Below are 19344 nucleotides of genomic sequence, written 5' to 3'. Positions count from 1 at the left end.
AGCAACTGTAATAAGTTGCTCCTTTTTCATATATAGATTATTTTTCTGTTTCTTTAATTTTAGTTTGTACTTCACCAGTTTTAATCTTATTACTTTCTGAGAAGCGTAATAAATCGCCTTCAATAATTTTGTCAGACATTCGTAATTCATTTTGGGCACGTTTAATGAGGGCTTGAGCTTCTTTTTTTGGTAAATCTACAATTTCACCTGTTATATGGTCGTAGAAAGTGTTGTTTTTGTATGCATACTTATCTGTAACGAAGCTACCATCACGTAAAACAACAAAGCCAGTATATTCATCTGAAAACATATCATGGCCAAAACGAATATCATTCGTAGTATCAATCCCAAGTAAATTTAGAATAGTAGGTTTTATATCAATTTGTCCTGTAGGCTTTGAAATCGTTTCACCTTCTGTTTGGCCAGGCATATGAATATATAAAGGTGTACGTTGTAAATTCAGAGTATCAAATTCTGTTATTTGATCTTTTTCTAAAAACTGTGCCATTGCACGATTATGTTTTTCAGAAATGCCATAATGATCACCATATAAAACAATAATAGAATCATCATACATTCCCTCAGCTTTTAAACGCTCAATAAATTTTTTAATGGATTCGTCTAAGTAACGTGCTGTTACGATGTAACGATCAAATACGCCATTACCAGAGTTGTATGGTTCAATGAATTTTGTATCTTCATCATACGTAAATGGATAATGGTTTGTTAAAGTAAGGAAACGAGCATAGAATGGTTGATTAACAGTTTTTAATATATCTACTGATTGATCAAAGTATTCGATATCTTTTAATCCCCAATTTAAATTTGTTTCTGGTGTAATTTTGTAATCAAGCTCATTATAGTAACGATCATAACCAAGAGCAGAGTACATGATATTACGATTCCAAAATGTTGCGTTATTCGCATGAAATACAGAAGTGAAATAACCTTGCTGACGTAAAATTTCTGGAGTTGCAGTATAATCATTGTTACCGTGTGTAAAGAATACAGCTCCTCGATTTAATGGATACAACGACGTATCGATTAGAAATTCAGAATCAGATGTTTTCCCTTGACCAGTTTGATGGAAAAAGTTATCAAAGTAATAACTTTCATTTATGAATTCATTTAGGAATGGTGTAACTTCTTGCCCGTTCACTGATGCGCCTATTAAGAAGGTCTGCAAGGATTCAAGAGTGACGACAATTACGTTTTTTCCTTTCGCTGCACCAAACATATTAGGGTTTGGCTCGCTTTGATTTGCTTTTACGTAGTTTTCAGTTTCTTGTAATTTACTACTATCAGCAAGTGCTTTTTGTGACCCAGCTTTTACTTGCAGTGTTAAGTCATATACTTGGTGAGTATATAAGCCTAAATTTTTGACAAGCATGACTCGGTCGAATGATCTTGTTAATAATTCAGGGCGCTCTTTTTCTGCAAGATGTAGATTCGCAAAGAATACACCAATCGTTAAAAGAAAGTATAACAAGCGCGTAGAATGAGTTACACGTTCTGTTTTAAAGACCAATGATTTCTTTTTTAATAAAATAAAGAAGAAAACAATGTCTACGAATGCGAGTATAATTTTGTAGTTTAATATTTCTATAATACTGCCGCCTAATTGGCCGAAGTTTGAGGTTTGTCCAAGTACTGGTAATGTAACGAAATCACTATAAAAATCATAGAACATTACATTTCCAACAAGCACGATTGTTAATAAGAAATTAATACAGAGCGCTATATAATTTCGCTTTTCACCAGTTGCAAATAATGCTAATCCAACAAATGCTAATGATGCGGCTAGAGGGCTAATAAACAAAATGAGCTCTTGCGTTGAAGACTCGATTTTTAAATCAAAACTGAATCGCGTAATAAGATATGTTTTTAACCATACCGCTAAAGCCATTATTATAACAAAACTTATATTTTGCATTTGTAAATTTATTTTGTTCTTCATTTTTACACCTTCTTTATATAATTTATTTAACTAAAGTTATATATTATGTTTTTATAACTATTAGAGTGTAATGAACCATTTAGACTTTGTTTTCTAAAGGGAATAATTTGAAGTATTCATATATATACAATGGGGATTTTTAAAGCGTAGTAGCATAAATATAACTCTTTTTGAGAAACGGGCAGAACAAGTCATAGTTGTAGTGAAATTGACTTATAGACATCCTACCATATTAAACACTATGATGATGTTACAAAATATCGAACAAATAAAAGTGAAAATGGATAGAGACTTTTAAAACTGTTGACATTCAATTTATTAGAATTGAATGTCAATCGTTTTAAATATACAGTTATATTACATATGTATTTTGTAAAATCCCGATTTTTTGTCGGTTAATTATTAGCAGGGAAGGATAGGGGGTTTATTAATATAATTTTACTATATGTAAGTAAAGTGTTTTGAAATTGAAAATATTTGACTGACATTTTAATGATAGAAATTAAATGTCAGATAAGTACTTTCCAACATACAGACCACTTGCAGCTGCTTGAGATAATGAATGCGTAACGCCTGAACAATCTCCAATTAAAAATAGCCCATGTATACTAGTTTCAAAATGATTATTAATTTTTATCGTAGGAGCATAGAACTTTCCATCAATTCCATATAGTAAAGTATGTTGATCAATAGGTTCTTGTATAAATTGTTCTAAACGTAATAAAAATTCTTTGAGCCCTTCAATATATAATTGAGGAATTTCTTGATTCAAATCTCCATAATCCCCCTGTAGTGTAGGCTGTATACGGCTATGTTCCATGCTGTTTTCCGCCGTAGGTTGTTTCTTTAGTAAGTCCTCTAAGCGCTGTATAACAATCCGATCTCGTCCTTGGTTAATGCCTTTAATAATTGAACTTGCGTATACATTTGCTTCTTTGAGAGTTGGAAAATAGCTAGGAATAAATAAAGTGAAATTTAAATTAGAAGTGCCAGTTCCTTGCTCTCGAAAATTTTGACCGTCAGGCATAACTAAACCTTCTTCGTACTTTCGAATGATGCGTCCTTTTGGATTCATACAGTAAGTAGTTGCTGTGAAATGCTCACCTTGATAAGAAAGTTTTGTTTCAAAAGTATCTTTTAATATAGAACGTAATTGATGTTCTTTCATTTCTACTCTAATTCCTAAATCTACACGTGTTTGCTCCTGAGAAATATTTAGGGAACTGCACATTTCTTTTAACCAATCGGCCCCAGAGCGCCCAGTTGCAAATACTAGTTGCTTAGTTTGAACTGTTCCTTGATTTGTATCTATTGTAAAATGATCTTCCTGTTTCAGAATATGTTGTACATCTATATGAAATTGAATCTTTATTTTCGTCAGTAAAAATTCATAGAGCTGCTGAAAAATGTTACTGGAAAGTGTAGTGCCAAGATGTCTTACTTCTGTTGTTAGCATTTGTAAACCACACGCTTCAGCTCTCTTAGTGAGACTTGAATTTTCAGTAGAATATTTTGAAACCGAACTTCCACCAAACTGACATAGAATTTCATCTACTTCAGCCATGAGTTGTAAAAAACCCTCTTTACCGACTTTTTTCTCAAGTTCTCCGCCAAATCCGTTTGTATAATTAAATTTCCCTTCAGATTTGCCTAAACCACCAAACCCGAAATATTTATCACATGTAGTACAATTACACACTTTTCCTTCGTCTAAAGGACAATGGCGATCTTCTAGCGCTTTACCTTTATCAAGAATTAAAACTTTTTTGTTACTTTTAGCTAGTGAATAAGCCATAAAAATGCTACTTACTCCAGCGCCGATAATCGTAACATCATACATATTCTTCCACCTGCTAACGAATAGTTTGTTTTTTATTTTTCTAGTGTATAACAATTTTATGAAGTTAAGAAATAGCTTTTATTAATAAAGTGGGAGTTTTTGAACTTGATGCTTTATTAATTTCTACGAGTGGTGGAGTAAATACAAAAATTTTTATTTGAAAGAAGAAACAGTTTAAAAAATAACTATGTCATATGATTAATAACATCTTACATAGAAAAAAACAGACCTTTTAAGTGAAGAGGTCTGTTAATGATTTTAAATCTTATTTAGCAAAAACATGATTACCAATTACTGCTACTGTTTGACGTGTCGTAATCCACTTGTCCGTTGATGTTTTTGGATTGTAGAAATAAATCCAGTCTGAATCTACTCCATTTGTGGAGATAGCCTCTTCTACAGCCATTTTTGCTTCTGCACTTGCAGGTTGATTAATTCTTCCATCTGTAACAGGAGTAAATGCATATCCGTATTTAATAGGTTCATAAATAACGCCTGTTATTGTATTTGGAAAACCTTTTGCATTTACACGATTTAGTATAACTTTGGCTACTGCTACTTTTCCTTTATAGGATTCGCCACCTGCTTCAGCGGTAACTAAGCGTGCCATTAAGTCTTTTTCTTTTTGTGAAATACTTGAGTTGATTTTTAAATGTTGTCCTGTATAAAGCTTGTTTCCGACTGTATTGTTCATTTGTTTTATAGATTGGACAGTGACATTGTAACGCTTTGCTATCGTTTCTAATGAATCTCCCGGTTGTACTTGATAAATAATTTGTTCAGAAATGTTCGCAGGCTTGGCATTTTGAGGAACAGTGATTTCATTTGATTTCACGGACCCTGGAATATGTAACTGTTCGCCAATAAAGGTTTTATCGTTTCCTTTATTATTAGCCTGTTTAATGGATTGTATTGAAACTCCGTATTGTTTACTAATGCCCCAAAGTGTATCGTTCTTTTTTACTGTATGAATGGTAGAAGCTTCAGCTGTACTTTGACTACATACGAATGTAATTGCGGCCGCAGATAAAGGAATTATATGTTTTATTTTTAGTAATTTCATTGTAAATCCTCCTAAGAAAAAATTAAGGTGAAACGATTAAGTAATGTAGTTTGAAATGTGTATATGCGTAATATATTAATGTAAGTATATTAGCACATATAAAATAAATAATCACTATAAGTTTCATATTCGTTTAGTGTAGAGTCAGAATATGAAATATTGCATATGAAAATACATTGAAGTTCATATTTCTGATTACTATAATCTATTTAGTAGAAAGGGAATACGTTATAGAATTAATCATTATAGATTAATATAATGATTAATAATTATTAATAGGAGGATTGATGTAATGAAAATATTTCAAAAAATGTGTGCGTCAACTGTAATCATTACAACACTTTTAGGAACAGGAGGCACTATCAATAGTGTATATGCTGATTCTATAGAACAGCAGAGTAAATTAGGGATAGAACAAGAAACAGATAAGCAAATCATTGTAAAATTTAAAGCGGATTTGGATTTGCCATATGAAGATGGTATTGAAAAACAAATACAATCTCAAACGAATGATAAAATAATAAAAGATCTTTTGACAGAATATCCAGATGTAACATTTACTCGTTTATTCACATCTGTAAGCCCGGAACAAATACAAAACCTTGAAGTGAAAGCACCTAATCATGTATCTACAAGTCTATTAAACTACTATATTCTTCAAAATCAAAATAGTGGGTATGAAGAAGAAATAGTAGATAAGTTAAAGGCATCTTCTTTAATAGAAGATGCGTATATGAAGAAACAAGAGAAAATAATGCCACCTGAAGTGCAATCATCAAGTGTAGCTCTTAATCCTAATAACAATCCTAGATTTAAAAAACAAGGTTATCTTGAAGCAGCCCCATACGGTATTAATGCGCCTTTCGCCTGGGGAATTCAAGGCGGTAATGGAAATGGTATTACTTTTGTTGATATGGAATACGGATGGCTATTAAATCATGAGGATTTATTACATCAAAATATTGAATTAATGTCTGGAAGAAATATAGATCAGCATGTCGGTCATGGGACGTCTGTACTAGGAATTGTATCCTCTGAGGACAATGAAGTCGGGAATATTGGGATTGCGCCAAAAGCGAAAGCAAAGGTTATCTCTCAAATAAGAGATAACGGACAGTATAATACGGCTGATGCAATATTAAGCGCTGTAAATCAGTTAGAAGCTGGGGATGTTTTATTATTAGAGGCGCAAGCATCCTTTGATGGATATGGTGATAAATATTTACCTGTTGAAGTACAACCAGATATTTTTGATGCAATTCGTGCTGGTACAGATAAAGGGATTGTAATTATAGAGGCTGGAGCAAATGGGTGGAATGATTTAGACCAGTTCAAAGATAGAAAAGGTAAGCAAGTCTTAAATCGTAATAGTAAAGATTTTAAAGATTCGGGTGCAATTATGGTAGGCGCTGGCTCTTCATCTTTCCCTCATGAACGTATGTGGTTTTCGAATTATGGAAGCCGTATTGATGTGTACGGATGGGGAGAAAATGTAGATACAACTACAGCTGAACAAAGTAGAAGTGCTGTAAATCTATATACTTCAAGCTTTAGCGGAACATCTAGTGCCTCGCCAATTATTGCTGGGGCAGCGACTTTAGTACAAAGCATTGCTAAAGAAAATTTAGGACAACCATATAGACCTAGTGAACTAAGAGCAATATTAAGCAACCAGAGCACAGGAACAAAATCTAAAGATCCATATGCAGATAAAATTGGTGTTTTACCAGATTTGAAGTCTATACTAGTAAACTTAGGCTATGAACAAAGAAAACCAAACGGTGGGAATGAATTACAAGTAACAGAAAATGAACCAAATAATGAGCCTAGACAGGCAAATAAAGTTAACTTTCATACACCGGTGAAAGGAATGCTACATAATAGTGATAGAGTAGATGTATTTACTTTCCAAATTGACTCGCCGGAAAATATTAATATTTCTCTACTAAATGAACAAAATATCGGAATGACATGGGTACTTCATCATGAATCAGATTTAAATAACTATGTAGCATATGGTGAAAATGAAGGCAATGTAGTTAAAGGAACTTATAATGCAAAGCCAGGTAAATATTATTTATACGTCTATAAATATGAGAATACAGATGGTTCATACGTATTGAACATAAAATAAGTAAAAGGAACTTCAGATGAAGTTCCTTTAAATTTTTCTAATTTAGTATATGTGAATGATTTTTTAACTTTACTTCTATGCAATATTTCATATTGATGAAATGTTATTTATTTTTTCTGAACTAGCTTATATTATATTCAATAAGTTTGATATAAAAACAGAAAAAGAGAGGGATAATAATGAGCAATAAGAAGTTGATTTTGAAATTATTCATATGTAGTACAATATTTATCACATTTGTATTTGCTTTACATGATAAGCAAGTAGTTGCAGCTAGCTCTGTTAATGAGCTTGAAAATTGGTCGAAATGGATGCAACCTATACCTGATAATATCCCGTTAGCACGAATTTCAATTCCAGGAACACACGATAGTGGGACGTTCAAGTTGCAAAATCCGATTAAGCAAGTATGGGGAATGACGCAAGAATATGATTTTCGCTATCAAATGGACCATGGAGCTCGCATTTTTGATATAAGAGGACGTTTAACAGATGATAATACGATAGTTCTTCATCATGGGCCATTATATCTTTATGTAACACTGCATGAATTCATAAACGAAGCGAAACAATTTTTAAGAGATAACCCGAGTGAAACGATTATTATGTCTTTAAAAAAAGAGTATGAGGATATGAAAGGGGCAGAAGATTCATTTAGTAGTACGTTTGAAAAAAATTATTTTGTTGATCCTATCTTTTTAAAAACAGAAGGAAATATAAAACTTGGAGATGCTCGTGGGAAAATTGTACTACTAAAAAGATATAGTGGTAGTAATGAATCTGGAGGATATAATAATTTTTATTGGCCAGATAATGAGACGTTTACCACAACTGTAAATCAAAATGTAAATGTAACAGTACAAGATAAATATAAAGTGAGTTATGATGAGAAAGTAAAATCTATTAAAGATACAATGAATGAAACGATGAACAATAGCGAGGATTTAAATCATCTATATATAAATTTTACAAGCTTGTCTTCTGGTGGTACAGCATGGAATAGTCCATATTACTATGCCTCTTATATAAATCCTGAAATTGCAAACCATATAAAACAAAAGAATCCTGCGAGAGTAGGCTGGGTAATTCAAGACTACATAAATGAAAAGTGGTCACCATTATTGTATCAAGAAGTTATAAGAGCGAATAAGTCATTAATAAAAGAATAAAGATGATGAGAGTGAGAAGCGATAAAATATATCGCTTCTTATTTCTTTTCCAATAACCAACAATATAAATTGTACTTTTATAATAGAAAAAAATAAAAACATAAGATATAATCATACATATAAAATTTGTACCTATAAATTTTATATGTATGATTGAATTTGATTTGTTGTAATGAAATGGAGGTATATACTATGAAGTTTCCACATGATTTTTTATTCGGAGCTGCTTCAGCTTCTTATCAAGTAGAAGGTGCATGGAATGAAGATGGAAAAGGTGTTACGAATTGGGACGAGTTTTCAAAAATTCCTGGCAAAACATACAATGGAACAAATGGTGATGTAGCTGTTGATCATTATCATCGATATAAGGAAGATGTTCGCTTAATGGCTGAGATGGGATTAGAATCGTATCGTTTTTCTATTTCTTGGGCGAGAATATTGCCGACTGGAGATGGAAAGGTAAATGAAAAAGGGATTGAATTTTATAACAACTTAATTGATGAATGTTTAAAATACGGGATTGTGCCGTTTGTCACTTTATATCATTGGGATTTACCATTACCGTTAGAAAAAGATGGTGGATGGACGAATAAAAGAACAGCAGAGGCTTTCGTAAAATATGCAGAAACTTGTTTTAAGGCATTTGGTGACAGAGTTAAGCATTGGATTACTTTTAATGAGACCGTAATGTTTTGTGGATTAGGTTATTTAAAAGGTGCACATCCACCAGGAATACAAAATGATGTTCCAAAGTATTTTCAAGCGACTCATTATGTATTTTATGCACACGCGAAAACAGTTGCGGTGTACAAGCAGCTGAAACAATATGGTGAGATTGGGATTACACATGTTTTCTTACCAGCTTATAGTGTGGATGATCAAAAAGAAAATATACAAGCAGCAAATCATGCGAATGAATATGAAACGTATTGGTATTATGATCCAATTTTAAAAGGCGAGTATCCGTCTTATGTTGTACAACAATTAAAGGAAAAAGGATGGACTCCTAATTGGACGGTTGAAGAATTAGAAATCATTAAACAAAATGCAGAAGAAAATGATTTTATTGGCTTGAATTATTATCAACCAATACGAGTAGAAAGATACGATATGGATATAAAGAGTGAGGAACATTCTCGAGAAAACTCAACGCTTGCTCCAGGTAACCCTTCTTTTGATGGTTTTTATCGAACAGTTAAAATGGATGATAAAACATATACAAAATGGGGATGGGAAATATCTCCCGAAGGTTTCTTAGAGGGATTGCATATGTTGAAAGCGCGTTACGGTGACATAAAGATGTATGTAACGGAAAATGGACTTGGTGATGAAGATCCAATCATTGACGGAGAAATTGTAGATGTTCCGAGAATTAAATTTATTGAAGCGCATTTAAAAGTAATGAAGCGTGCAATTGAAGAGGGAATTAACTTAAAAGGTTATTATGCATGGTCAGTGATTGATCTTTTAAGTTGGTTAAATGGATATAAAAAGCAATATGGCTTTATTTTTGTCGATCATAATGATAACTTAAAACGTAAGAAGAAACTTTCGTTTCATTGGTATAAACGTGTGGTCGAAACGAGAGGGGAAGAGTTATAACAGATAAAAGCGTATTTTAGGAGAAAGTGTATGAGTGCAAAGTATAAACAAATTGCAGATGTGTTAGAGCAAAACATTCGAGATGGGCTTTTTAATGAAACGAAAAAACTACCTACAGAAGAAGCGTTGATGAATCGATTTGAAGTAAGCCGTAATACGATACGTAAAGTAATTAGTCAGCTTGTGAATAGAGGTTATATTTTTCAAGTGCAAGGTAGTGGCATGTTTTTACGCGAAACTTCTGTAACAGATTACATTAATTTAGGAAGTTTACGTGGATTAACGAAAAATCTTGTTTCACAAAATATTGAAACGAAAGTGTTAGAGCTGGAAGTAATAGATGCGGACGAAGAGATAGCAAAGCGGATGCAATGCGAAGCTGGAACTAGGTTGTATTTTTTGAAGCGCTTAAGAATTGTAGATGCTAAACCATTCTCTATTGAAGTAAGTTATTTCAAAAAGGATATTATTCCATATTTGAACGAAGAAATAGCATTAAGCTCTGTATACAGTTATTTCATTGAAGATTTACGATTAAATATTGGTTTTGCTGATAAAGTTATTAGTTGTGAAAAAGTAAATAAAGAAAATGCACAGCTTTTAGAATTAAATGAAGGTGATCCGGCGCTTCTTATTGAAAATACAGTGTATCTTGTAAATGGAACAATTTTTGAGTTATCTCAGTCGATGTTTCATTATGAAAAGGCGAAACTTTTAAATCGAATTAATTTTAAATGAAAAATTATCGTGTGAAAAAAGCAACTGGTCCTAAGTGATCAGTTGCTTTTTATTTTTTAAGTGGATGAGCAAAAAAACATGAAAGTGGTTGGTCCGCTTTTTGTAAACATCTATTATGATAAGAGAAGAAAGGTAGTATGTTATCGACGTTTTAAAGAGGAAGGTTTTTATGTAAGTTCTTTAATTAAAATAGATGGGTCTTAGAGAGGTGAAAAGACAATGAGTTTTGCAATTTCCCTAGTCGTTATTATTGTAATTGTATCGCTATTTGGGACTGTACTAGTTGCAAGAAACGTGGAGGAGAATTACGGTAAGTCTACAAAAAGAAATGTGAAAAACTTATCTGCAATCTATATTCTTCTTCTTTTTGTTCTACTGGCCGGGGTAACATGGTACGCGGTAATGATTTAATAGTTTGTAAAAGAATTGAAATGAGAGTATGAAGTTGGAATTTCAGAAGCTATTGAGTAATCAGAAAGAGAACCATTTTGGATATATCCATTTACGGATAAGAAAATGTGACTAATTAATACTATTTTTACGGTGAATACTGTTAGTAAAAAATGAGGATAGTTCGTTTTGAAAGGAGGAAACTAGATGGAATGGAAACCAAATCGTGCAGATAAGACACCTGTATATAAACAAATTGCGGATTATATTGAAAGAGGCATTTCTTCAGGTGAATTTCCTTCTGATAGTAAGTTACCTTCTGAGCGTATGTTAGCAAAGGAATTACAGGTGAACCGGAGTACAATAGTAGCTGCGTATGAAGAATTAAAATCACTTGGAGTAGTAGAACGGCAAAAGGGAAGCGGAACACGGGTCAATACAGACATATGGGGTGTCTCACATAAACGAATACCGAACTGGGGTAGGTACGTGGAGGATGGATCGTTCTTACCTAACGTACCACTCGTTCAACAAATTCGAACGGAAACACAAAAAGATGATTTAATTAATTTAGCAAGCGGTGAACTGTCACCAGAATTAATTCCAAGTGATAGATTTCGAACAATTTTGTCGGAGAAAACATTTATGGAAAACCTCGGTTATGATCATCCACTTGGAAATGAGATGTTGAGAAAAACAATTGCAGCACATGTTCAGCAATATAAACAAATTGAAGCAGATTCAAGCTCTATTCTTATTACGTCAGGAGCACAACAGGCGCTTAATCTTATCGTTCAATGTTTATTAAAACCTGGTGATGCGATCGCGATTGAAGATCCTTCGTATTGTTTTTCGCTTCCAATGTTTAAATCGGCCGGTTTGAACATATTTCATTTACCTGTTGATGAGCATGGAATGAATCCAGATGACTTAATCGATTTGCACAAAAAGCATCGCATTCGTATGGTGTTTTTGAATCCAGATTATCAGAATCCGACGGGGACTGTGCTTTCATTAGCGAGACGTAAAAAAATTTTAGAACTGTCTTCTGAGTTGGGTATACCAATTGTAGAAGATGATCCGTATAGTTTAATCTCTTTTAATGGAGAAGTGAACCCGACATTAAAATCAATGGACCAAAATGGAAATGTTCTTTATATAAGTTCATTATCAAAAATTGTTGCATCAGGATTACGTATTGGATGGATAATTGGTCCTACACGTGTAATTGAGCGTTTAGCAGATGCAAAGCAACAAGTTGATTTTGGCCATAGTGTATTTACGCAGTGGGTAGCAAATCAATTTTTAGAATCAAAGGATTTCCATAAACATATTACGATACTTCGTGGACAATTGAAGCAAAGAAGAGATGTATTAATTGCAGAGCTTGAAGGAACATTGGGAGACCGAGTTGAATGTTTCGTGCCAGAGGGTGGAATACATGTATGGTGTAAAGTGAAAGGAAAGTTTGATGAATATCACTTATTAGGTGAATCTATACAGAATGGTGTCGCATTTGTTCCGGGCAGTGTTTTAGGTTCGAAAAATGAATATATACGATTTACGTTTGGTAGAGCGAATATAGAACAAATTCAACTTGGAATTAAACGGTTTGCCGACACGCTAAATGAGATTTCATAATATGGATGTGTGATAGTGAAATGAGGGAAAGAAATGAAGTACGTGACGCTTTTACTTCAAGTAGGCGTGCTATATGTATTTAGCCTAGTGGGTACGTGGATTCAAGGAGTATTCCATCTATCAATGCCAGGAAGTTTAATAGGGATGTTAATACTGTTCCTGCTCCTTTCCACTCGCGTTTTACCGTTAAAATGGTTTGAGTTAGGTGCGGAAAAGTTAATCGTATTTTTACCGTTATTTTTAATCCCTTCGACAACAGGGCTCATGGAATACGGGTCTTTTCTTTTCAGTAAGGAGAGTATTATATTCCTTTTAGTAGTTGCAAGTACTGTAGTAACTTTGATTGTTTCAGGGTATATAAGTCAATTATTAATAACAACAAAAAAATAAAATCGACAAGGTGCACGATTCAAATGGTCTTAATTATTATTACTGTAGCAATTTATTTCTTGGCGACAAAGCTATATAAAAAATTTACGTTTGCATTTACGTTACCGGTGTTAACAGTTACGGCAATTATGATTTGTTTATTTTTCATTTTTGGTATTTCTCATCATGAGTATAGGGAAAATGGAGGAGACATTCTTTCAAGCTTATTGAGCTCTGCAATTGTAGCATTAGCCATACCTCTATTTAAAGAGCGAAAGATACTTATGAAAAATTTTTTATCGATACTTATTGGAGTAGTGATAGGTATAGTGGCTGTAACGAGTATGAATGTAGTGATTGGCGGAATTTTAAATATAGATAAGGAACTTATATTAACTACTTTACCACAGTTAGCAACGATGCCTATTGCCCTATCATTAGCGGATCAAATTGGTGGTATTCCATCTATGACTTCTAGTTTTGTAGTTGTTGCAGGAATAACAGGCGCTATTATCGGACCAACAGTACTTAAGTTTTTCAGTATAACAAGTACGATTGGAAAAGGAGTTGGAATGGGCTGTGCATCACATATTATCGGTGTGAGCCGTCTCGTGAAGGAAGGCGAGAAAGAGGCGACAATCGGTTCGGTAACGATGATTGTAACTGGAATACTCATTAGTATACTAATACCGTATGGAACGAAATTTATTTTTTAAATGTAATGGAGATGATAACAATGACAACATGGTTTATAGTTACATTATTTGTTTTTGGAGCTATTAAAGTATTAGTTTCTAGCATGCCCACTTCTGTTGTGGAATCAATTATTAGTAAATTTGAATTGCATCAAAAGCTTGAGGCGGAAAATACTTCTATATCGATAGATGGAAAAAATATAGAGGGAGAAATGAAACTACAAGTTATTCATGAATTTAATGAGGCTTTGTTTTTAGATAAACATTATTTCCCGCCGCACGGAGAAGGGACACCCATAGTCATTGATACGAAGAAAGGGAATAAAGAGATTAGATTTTCGCTATATAGCTATGAAGAACATGTTGATGTCATTAAGCAATATAAGAAGAAAGTCGTTGCCTATCGTTTACGCTCTAAAAGCCTTCAAACATTGGCACCATTAGCAATAACGGAAGAGTATGCTTAAGAAGGGACCTATAATGGTCTCTTTATTTTTTTATCCAATTATATACGTTCCAAATAAAAGAATGAAAAATCATATAACCAAATAAAGAATATGTATGGTTCCAATTCGCGTTATGTACAAATAAACCTAAACTTTCAGCAATCTGTTCAAAAAGGCTAGCACAAATACCGATTGAAATAATAAATAAAATTCTAGAAACGTTAGATAATTTTTTTGAAATGTGTATAAAGATAACTGTTAAAATCGGCAGTACGAACAATGTAAAAGCTATATTAACCGAAAATGTGGATGAGAAGGGCCTAGCCGGAAAGGAATATATTTGTTTATGAACAAAAAAGGCATCTAAGCAAGTTCCAATAATAGAAGAGAGAAAGATTGTAACTACTAATGCTAGAAACTCATTCTTCTTCTCGGAGGAGGACATTTTTCTTTGCGAGAATGGCGAGTTCAATTTTTTCGAGTGTTTTGCAGTAGTCTTCTGTAATTTGTCCATTTATATTTTCCTCCTTATCAACTAAGTAATTTACAACTTGCCAATCGGTAAACCAATCTTCACTGTCAACTTCTTCATGCTTCATATCTCGCCATGCATAGATGAGTGCAGGGCTGTATATGCGATAAGCGCCATTTCGTAACTGGCATTTCTTTATTCGGCGCTTATAAAACTCACGGGAAAAAGATTCATTTACACTTGAAAATAAATGGGGCCAGTAATCTTTCCTTGATCCTGTATGTGGATGGTGTTGAGCCCAGCTTATTATTTGAGATAAAACATGTGTATCTCGAAATAATAATGAGTACAATCTTTTTCCAATTAATATCCGTTCATGTAAGGAAGTGAAATGTTTCATTGTATCACCAAATAGTAATACTTTTTGTTTCTTATCATTTTCGTAGAATGGGAAAAGAATATGATTAAACTGAAAGAAATCAAAGAGTTTAAATCCAATACTATTTAGTACAGTCTTTTTAAATTGTACATTTTGAATCACTCTTTTTTCTAAGTAGTTTTGTTCATTAATAATAGTGGCAATCGCTAAAGTTTTTTTGTTACCTGTTTTCCAAAAATGGTGCCACATCGTTTCCATAAATGTAGAAACATTTAGGTGAGGGAGAAGGTGAAATAACTTTTGTGATCTCTTTACACTTTGTTCGTAAAGTAAAAATTGAGGGTATACATCTTGGAAAATAAGCCAATTCCCTTTTTCTAAAAAAGAAAAAAATATGAATTGATCTTTCTCTGATAAAATTCTCGTATATAAATCCCCCTTTAAATCAGTCATATTCCAACCGCCGTTACGTGATACCATATGTCCAAGCAGTGCCCAATGTATTTCTGGATATTGAATGTAAAATTGGTAGTATGCGCGTGTTCTTGTAACATTATTTTTATTTAGCTGTTCTGTTTGTATTTTTATTTTGTTGATGATGAGTTGCTCTTCTTTCGTTAATTTATACATGGTATCAGAAGGAATAAGTTTGCTTTTTTGTTTTAATTCATTTTTTACGTCGAATAGGGAGAGAGGCAGTGCTTTGGAAGGTCCGTTATATGTATGATTTGAATTGCTTCGGTCCATTCCGTTACCTCCCTTTTTCATAAATTTAAACATGATTATTGGCTATGAATCATTCTATTTATTTTATTACGAGTATAAGAAATAAATGAGCGGTGTTTTTTTACAAGGAATTTATTTATCATGCAAACAGTATGGAAAATCTTACTGTTGTGAGGTGAAATGAAAAACAGAAACTAAGTTTAATAGTTTCTGTTTTTTTATTTTGTCAATTAAATGTAACAAACGACGATTATGATTTGAATCAATTGAAAATAATTCAATAAATATTATTTAAATTGAGATGTTTCGTAGGAGGAAAAGGAATGTTAAATAAAATAATTTTAATTACTGGTGGTACAGGTTCGTGGGGGCATGAACTTATAAAACAACTATTAGAAAAATCACCGAAAGAAATTAGAGTTTTTTCAAGAAATGAAACGGTTCAGTTTGAAATGCAGCAACAGTTTATAAATGATCATAGGCTAAAATTTATTATTGGAGATATTCGTGATAAAGATCAACTAGTCTATGCATGCCAAGGTGTACATTATGTATTCCATCTTGCAGCTTTAAAACACGTTCCAGTATGTGAGTATTATCCTTATGAAGCTATAAAAACTAACATACATGGTACGCAAAATGTAATTGAAGCCTCTACACAGATGCAAGTTGAAAAAGTTATATATGTTTCAACGGATAAAGCAGCTGATCCATCAAATACGTATGGGATGACAAAAGCAATTGGTGAAAAATTAATGGTTCATGCGAATATACAAACGAAGAAAACAAAATTCATTTGTGTTCGTGGTGGAAATGTTTTAGGAACGAGTGGAAGTGTAGTACCGCTTTTTAAACAACAAATTAAAAGATCTTCAGAAGTAGGGATTACCGATGCGAATATGACTAGATTTTTCTTAACAGTTGAAGATGCTGTTGGATTGTTATTTAAAGCCGTATATCAAGGTAGAGGCGGGGAAATCTTTGTTATGAAAATGCCGGCATGTAAAATAACAGATTTAGCGGAAATATTAATTGAAGATTCAAAAAAAGAAAATATTAAGGTGAAAGAGGTAGGGATAAGACCGGGTGAAAAATTAAGTGAAATGCTTCTATCTGAGGTAGAGAGTAAAACAAGTATAAGTTTTGATCAAAATTATTTTGTGGTACTACCGACGATTCCTATCGAAGGACTTCAAGAATATTATTCTAGCTATCCGCTAGTGGATGTGAAGAATTTTAGTTCTCAACAAGATTTACTTGCAAAACATGAGGTGAAACAAATGCTATTAAAAGGAGGGTTTTTGCGATGAAAAAAAATGCGAGCCTTTTAATAACTGGTGCAAATGGTTTCACAGGCCGCCATGCTTGCCACTATTTTTTAGAGCAGGGCTTTCATGTAATTCCTATGTTTCAAAATCGTGCACATAGAGAAAAAATTAGAAATGGTATTACGTGTAATTTAACTAATAAGAGCGAAGTAATGAAGGTAATGAAACAAATAAAGCCAGACTACGTATTGCATTTAGCGGGAAGGAATTCGGTTATAGAATCTTGGACAGCTGCTCTTGAGTATATAGAGATTAATGTAATAGGAACGTTATATTTATTAGAAGCAATTAAGCAAGAAGCCTCGCATTGTAGAACATTAGTTATAGGATCTGCTTTGCAAGCAGATAGTATGAACGAAATGAAAATTTCAAATCCATATAGTTTAAGTAAAACGATGCAAGTCATTATTGCAGAGGCTTGGGGAGGATTAATGGATTCAAATATTATCATTGCAAAGCCCTCAAACTTAATTGGTCCAGGGGTATCGAATGGTATTTGTTCGATTCTCGCAAAGAAAATAATAGATATAGAATCAGGTAGAAGTAAGGCTATTATCGAAGTAAACAGTTTGAAAGATAGTAGAGATTTTCTAGATGTACGTGATGCGGTCAAAGCGTATCATGTGTTATTACGAGATGGAATAAATGGAAAACAATATAATATCGGATCAGGAGTAAAACGATCTTTATTAGATGTACTAGAACAATATAAAGAATTAACACAGCTAAATTTTTTTATAGAGGAAACAGAGAAAAGTGGGAGCGACTCAAATGAGAGTTTAGCAACAGAGGAAATAAAAAATTTAGGTTGGATCCCAGAAATTGAATTTCATCAATCATTAAAAGATGTACTTGAGTATGCGAAGTGTAGTGACATCTGCGTGCAATGAAAAACAAAAAAGGGTGTAAGAAATATATGAATGGTTATGAAGTAATAGATAATCAAAATACGCTATTTCTTTCAATTGTTGATACGCTGGACTGGAGAGATGAAGAAGCGCATGTATTGCTTATTTATGAGGCAATACATAAATATCAAGCGTATGTAGAAGAAAAAAGGGTTAATCGAATAAAGTCAGCATTAGAGACGGAAACTAGATATGTAATTCAAATCTTTGCTCAATACGAGTGTAGTGAGTATGGAAATGATTTTTATGAACTCATTAACGATCTTTTACAAGATATAGAGGTGGAGTTAAAGATTTATATAAAAAATAATAAGTTTATTTACATTTAAAAGGTAAAGAGAAAGCTAGATTTTTAATAATAAAGGTGGGTATAAGTTATGAGCAAAACGATTCTTTTTACTGGGGGCGGTACAGCCGGACACGTTATGATTAATATTGTATTAATTCCTAAATTTATAGAGAAAGGCTGGAGAGTCGAGTATATTGGATCCAAAAATGGAATTGAAAAATCATTAGTGCAAAATGTTAAATACAATAGTGTTTCAACGGGAAAGCTTAGGAGATATTGGGATTGGGAGAATTTTAAAGATCCTTTTAAAATTATACGCGGTTGTTTACAAAGTTATAATTTAATTAAGAAAACAAAGCCTGACGTTATCTTTTCAGCAGGAGGATTTGTTTCAGTTCCTGTAGCTATAGGAGCATGGTTAAATCGTGTGCCTATAATTATACGTGAACCAGATAGCACATTAGGGCTTGCCAATAAAATAGCATTACCTTTTGCTACAAAGCTATGCACAACATTTCCTCAGACAGGAGAGAATGTAAGTAATGAGAAGAAGGTTTATGTAGGACCAATTGTAAGGGAAGAAATTGAGAAGGGTAACGTATTACGAGGAAGAAGATATTGTGAATTTCAGCAAGATAAACCAGTATTATTAATTATGGGTGGGAGTCAAGGTGCTAAGTGGATAAATGATATGGTAAGGGAATGTTTAGATACAATACTATTAAACTTTAATATTATTCATATATGTGGTAAAGGGAAGATAGACCCATCTATTGGCATGGAGGGATATATGCAATTTGAATATATAGGCGACGAGTTGCCGCATATACTAAATATGGCAAGTGTTGTAGTTTCTAGAGCGGGTTCTACTGCTATTTCTGAATTGTTATTTTTGAAGAAACCGATGTTGCTTATCCCGTTAACTAACAGTTCCAGTAGGGGAGATCAAGTTTTAAATGCTGAATATTTTTCACGGCAAGGATATGCGGAAGTTATACTCCAAGACAGAGTAAGTACGAATACATTTATACATGCAGTAAATAAGTTGTATACAAATAAGGAGAAATATATTCAAAACATGAATGGATATAAGAAAACAAATGATGAGGGAATTCATCAAATAATAGATATAATAAATGAAGTGGTGAAGTAATAGAAATGTAAATAGAAAAACAAAAGGAAAGAAGGTATCTTCTTT

General features: G+C 32.9%; 18 protein-coding genes. 13 read left to right on the top strand and 5 right to left on the bottom strand.

Features of this window, described 5'->3' with window-relative positions; all coding sequences use genetic code 11:
- Positions 1-37: 37 nt before the first annotated feature.
- From M1D73_RS19195 to M1D73_RS19185, 3 genes are all read right to left on the bottom strand, one after another.
- Positions 38-1957 carry an LTA synthase family protein gene (locus M1D73_RS19195; RefSeq protein WP_481157941.1) on the bottom strand — a complete coding sequence of 640 codons (1920 nt, stop codon included), beginning with the start codon at positions 1955-1957 and terminating at the stop codon, positions 38-40.
- Positions 1958-2459: 502 nt separating this feature from the next.
- Positions 2460-3797 (bottom strand): NAD(P)/FAD-dependent oxidoreductase, encoded by a 1338-nt coding sequence (locus M1D73_RS19190; protein WP_000272405.1) that lies wholly within the window; start codon positions 3795-3797, stop codon positions 2460-2462.
- A 265-nt stretch (positions 3798-4062) separates the two neighbouring features.
- On the bottom strand, positions 4063-4860 hold the full coding sequence (locus M1D73_RS19185) for a cell wall hydrolase (protein WP_000771005.1): 798 nt from the start codon (positions 4858-4860) through the stop codon (positions 4063-4065).
- Positions 4861-5152: 292 nt separating this feature from the next.
- Between M1D73_RS19185 and M1D73_RS19180 the strand changes: the two genes are divergently transcribed.
- The 9 genes from M1D73_RS19180 to M1D73_RS19140 all read left to right on the top strand — a co-directional run bounded on the left by M1D73_RS19180 (position 5153) and on the right by M1D73_RS19140 (position 14065).
- Complete coding sequence (locus tag M1D73_RS19180; protein ID WP_000689195.1) at positions 5153-6994, top strand: S8 family peptidase; 1842 nt, start codon at positions 5153-5155, stop codon at positions 6992-6994.
- A gap of 179 nt (positions 6995-7173) precedes the next feature.
- Positions 7174-8163 (top strand): phosphatidylinositol diacylglycerol-lyase, encoded by a 990-nt coding sequence (gene plcA, locus M1D73_RS19175; protein WP_000066288.1) that lies wholly within the window; start codon positions 7174-7176, stop codon positions 8161-8163.
- Between the two features lie 192 nt (positions 8164-8355).
- Positions 8356-9765 (top strand): glycoside hydrolase family 1 protein, encoded by a 1410-nt coding sequence (locus M1D73_RS19170; protein ID WP_000671629.1) that lies wholly within the window; start codon positions 8356-8358, stop codon positions 9763-9765.
- A 30-nt stretch (positions 9766-9795) separates the two neighbouring features.
- A complete protein-coding gene (locus M1D73_RS19165) occupies positions 9796-10503 on the top strand; it encodes a GntR family transcriptional regulator (RefSeq protein ID WP_001274912.1) in 708 nt (235 codons plus the stop codon).
- A gap of 219 nt (positions 10504-10722) precedes the next feature.
- Complete coding sequence (locus M1D73_RS19160; protein ID WP_000006458.1) at positions 10723-10914, top strand: hypothetical protein; 192 nt, start codon at positions 10723-10725, stop codon at positions 10912-10914.
- 186 nt (positions 10915-11100) lie between these two features.
- Positions 11101-12534, top strand: coding sequence for a MocR-like pyridoxine biosynthesis transcription factor PdxR (pdxR, locus tag M1D73_RS19155; protein WP_481157940.1), 1434 nt, complete (start codon positions 11101-11103; stop codon positions 12532-12534).
- 33 nt (positions 12535-12567) lie between these two features.
- Positions 12568-12924: a CidA/LrgA family holin-like protein gene (locus M1D73_RS19150; protein ID WP_000878488.1), complete on the top strand. Its 357-nt coding sequence runs from the start codon at positions 12568-12570 to the stop codon at positions 12922-12924.
- Positions 12925-12947: 23 nt separating this feature from the next.
- Positions 12948-13619, top strand: a complete 672-nt coding sequence (locus M1D73_RS19145; RefSeq protein WP_000242943.1) for an LrgB family protein — start codon at positions 12948-12950, stop codon at positions 13617-13619.
- Positions 13620-13639: 20 nt separating this feature from the next.
- Positions 13640-14065, top strand: coding sequence for a YfmQ family protein (locus M1D73_RS19140; protein ID WP_000214634.1), 426 nt, complete (start codon positions 13640-13642; stop codon positions 14063-14065).
- A 22-nt stretch (positions 14066-14087) separates the two neighbouring features.
- Here the strand turns inward: M1D73_RS19140 and M1D73_RS19135 are convergent, their stop codons facing one another.
- A complete protein-coding gene (locus tag M1D73_RS19135; protein WP_033666325.1) occupies positions 14088-14489 on the bottom strand; it encodes a CBO0543 family protein in 402 nt (133 codons plus the stop codon).
- On the bottom strand, positions 14464-15642 hold the full coding sequence (locus M1D73_RS19130) for a DUF2515 domain-containing protein (RefSeq protein ID WP_000376159.1): 1179 nt from the start codon (positions 15640-15642) through the stop codon (positions 14464-14466). Before M1D73_RS19130 ends, M1D73_RS19135 begins: the two co-directional genes overlap by 26 nt.
- A gap of 302 nt (positions 15643-15944) precedes the next feature.
- Here M1D73_RS19130 and M1D73_RS19125 point away from each other — a divergent pair, with 302 nt between their 5' ends.
- The 4 genes from M1D73_RS19125 to M1D73_RS19110 are packed head-to-tail and all read left to right on the top strand — an operon-like array spanning position 15945 to position 19299.
- Complete coding sequence (locus tag M1D73_RS19125; protein WP_071741412.1) at positions 15945-16931, top strand: UDP-N-acetylglucosamine 4,6-dehydratase family protein; 987 nt, start codon at positions 15945-15947, stop codon at positions 16929-16931.
- Positions 16928-17839, top strand: a complete 912-nt coding sequence (locus M1D73_RS19120; RefSeq protein WP_000739078.1) for an SDR family oxidoreductase — start codon at positions 16928-16930, stop codon at positions 17837-17839. Before M1D73_RS19125 ends, M1D73_RS19120 begins: the two co-directional genes overlap by 4 nt.
- Entirely contained in the window at positions 17836-18186 is a 351-nt protein-coding gene (locus M1D73_RS19115; protein WP_002164458.1) for a DUF6572 domain-containing protein, read from the top strand. Before M1D73_RS19120 ends, M1D73_RS19115 begins: the two co-directional genes overlap by 4 nt.
- Positions 18187-18234: 48 nt before the next feature.
- On the top strand, positions 18235-19299 hold the full coding sequence (locus M1D73_RS19110; protein ID WP_000047561.1) for an undecaprenyldiphospho-muramoylpentapeptide beta-N-acetylglucosaminyltransferase: 1065 nt from the start codon (positions 18235-18237) through the stop codon (positions 19297-19299).
- The last annotated feature ends 45 nt before the right edge of the window (positions 19300-19344 follow it).

Source organism: Bacillus sp. PK3-067 (assembly GCF_056738645.1).
Note: the sequence above shows the minus strand (reverse complement) of the source record. Positions and strands in the feature narration are given on the sequence as shown.

Bases quoted from the DNA above. Each gene is read 5' to 3' on its own strand.
- M1D73_RS19195 (WP_481157941.1), bottom strand. From the start codon at position 1,957: ATGAAGAACAAAATAAATTTACAAATGCAAAATATAAGTTTTGTTATA.
- M1D73_RS19190 (WP_000272405.1), bottom strand. From the start codon at position 3,797: ATGTATGATGTTACGATTATCGGCGCTGGAGTAAGTAGCATTTTTATG.
- M1D73_RS19185 (WP_000771005.1), bottom strand. From the start codon at position 4,860: ATGAAATTACTAAAAATAAAACATATAATTCCTTTATCTGCGGCCGCA.
- M1D73_RS19180 (WP_000689195.1), top strand. From the start codon at position 5,153: ATGAAAATATTTCAAAAAATGTGTGCGTCAACTGTAATCATTACAACA.
- plcA (WP_000066288.1), top strand. From the start codon at position 7,174: ATGAGCAATAAGAAGTTGATTTTGAAATTATTCATATGTAGTACAATA.
- M1D73_RS19170 (WP_000671629.1), top strand. From the start codon at position 8,356: ATGAAGTTTCCACATGATTTTTTATTCGGAGCTGCTTCAGCTTCTTAT.
- M1D73_RS19165 (WP_001274912.1), top strand. From the start codon at position 9,796: ATGAGTGCAAAGTATAAACAAATTGCAGATGTGTTAGAGCAAAACATT.
- M1D73_RS19160 (WP_000006458.1), top strand. From the start codon at position 10,723: ATGAGTTTTGCAATTTCCCTAGTCGTTATTATTGTAATTGTATCGCTA.
- pdxR (WP_481157940.1), top strand. From the start codon at position 11,101: ATGGAATGGAAACCAAATCGTGCAGATAAGACACCTGTATATAAACAA.
- M1D73_RS19150 (WP_000878488.1), top strand. From the start codon at position 12,568: ATGAAGTACGTGACGCTTTTACTTCAAGTAGGCGTGCTATATGTATTT.
- M1D73_RS19145 (WP_000242943.1), top strand. From the start codon at position 12,948: ATGGTCTTAATTATTATTACTGTAGCAATTTATTTCTTGGCGACAAAG.
- M1D73_RS19140 (WP_000214634.1), top strand. From the start codon at position 13,640: ATGACAACATGGTTTATAGTTACATTATTTGTTTTTGGAGCTATTAAA.
- M1D73_RS19135 (WP_033666325.1), bottom strand. From the start codon at position 14,489: ATGTCCTCCTCCGAGAAGAAGAATGAGTTTCTAGCATTAGTAGTTACA.
- M1D73_RS19130 (WP_000376159.1), bottom strand. From the start codon at position 15,642: ATGGACCGAAGCAATTCAAATCATACATATAACGGACCTTCCAAAGCA.
- M1D73_RS19125 (WP_071741412.1), top strand. From the start codon at position 15,945: ATGTTAAATAAAATAATTTTAATTACTGGTGGTACAGGTTCGTGGGGG.
- M1D73_RS19120 (WP_000739078.1), top strand. From the start codon at position 16,928: ATGAAAAAAAATGCGAGCCTTTTAATAACTGGTGCAAATGGTTTCACA.
- M1D73_RS19115 (WP_002164458.1), top strand. From the start codon at position 17,836: ATGAAAAACAAAAAAGGGTGTAAGAAATATATGAATGGTTATGAAGTA.
- M1D73_RS19110 (WP_000047561.1), top strand. From the start codon at position 18,235: ATGAGCAAAACGATTCTTTTTACTGGGGGCGGTACAGCCGGACACGTT.